This is a genomic window from Actinoallomurus acaciae, from assembly GCF_042429965.1.
GTDB lineage: Bacteria > Actinomycetota > Actinomycetes > Streptosporangiales > Streptosporangiaceae > Actinoallomurus > Actinoallomurus acaciae.
Window position 1 is genome coordinate 1 of the sequence record NZ_JBHLZP010001202.1, and the last position, 802, is coordinate 802.

Below are 802 nucleotides of genomic sequence, written 5' to 3' on the forward strand. Positions count from 1 at the left end.
CGGTCGGCCGTCTCGGCGGCGATCCGCTCGACGGTCGTCCGCGCCTCGGCCGGCAGGCCGGGCAGCGCGGCGGTGACCGCGTCGGGGTGGTCCTGGACGTGCCCGGCGAGCAGATCCCGCGCCACGGCCGCCTCCTTGGAGGAACCGGCGGAGGCCTGGGCCAGCAGCCGCACCGCGCGTACCGGATAGCGCTTCATCGCGTCGCGCAGCGCGGGCACCACGTGCTTTTCGCCCCGGTGTTCGAGCAGCACCCCGAAGGCCTCGTCGGTGGGCAGCCGGCTCAGCACCTCGGCGCCCACCTTGCGGTCGTCGGCGTACGCGGCGCCGAAGTGGGCGGCCATCAGCGCGACCACCGCGTCGACACCGGCCGTCTCGATCAGCGTGGCAAGCACACGGCGGGACCACTGGCCGTACCCGAATTGGCTGTGCGCGGTGAGCGCGGTGAGCTGCTCGGCCGAGCCGACCGAGCAGAACAGCATGGTCCGCAGGGCCAGGTCGTAGTAGCTCGCGGCCCCGCTACAGCACTCGTCCATCCACGCCGTCTCGGTCGGTGCCAGGTACGAGACCAGCACGCGCTGCACGTCCGTGCGCCGGTGGGCGGCGAGCGCCTCGACGGCCGCCCGGTAGTCCTCCTCCGACGCGTCGGCCAGCAGGTCGCGCATCCGGTCGGCCGCCGGCTGCCACGGCCACTTCCAGAACGGGTGCTGGCCGGTGGGGCCGGAACGGAGCCGCCACCGGCGGTGCCGCCGGGCCGTGCCCTGCCACCAGACCGCGACCCCCGTGTCGGCGAGCTCGGCCGTCG

General features: G+C 74.9%; 1 protein-coding gene. It reads right to left on the reverse strand.

The features are described from left to right. Window positions 1-802 (reverse strand): hypothetical protein (locus ACFFNX_RS51630; protein ID WP_378213847.1); only part of this gene is annotated, 802 nt, incomplete at both ends.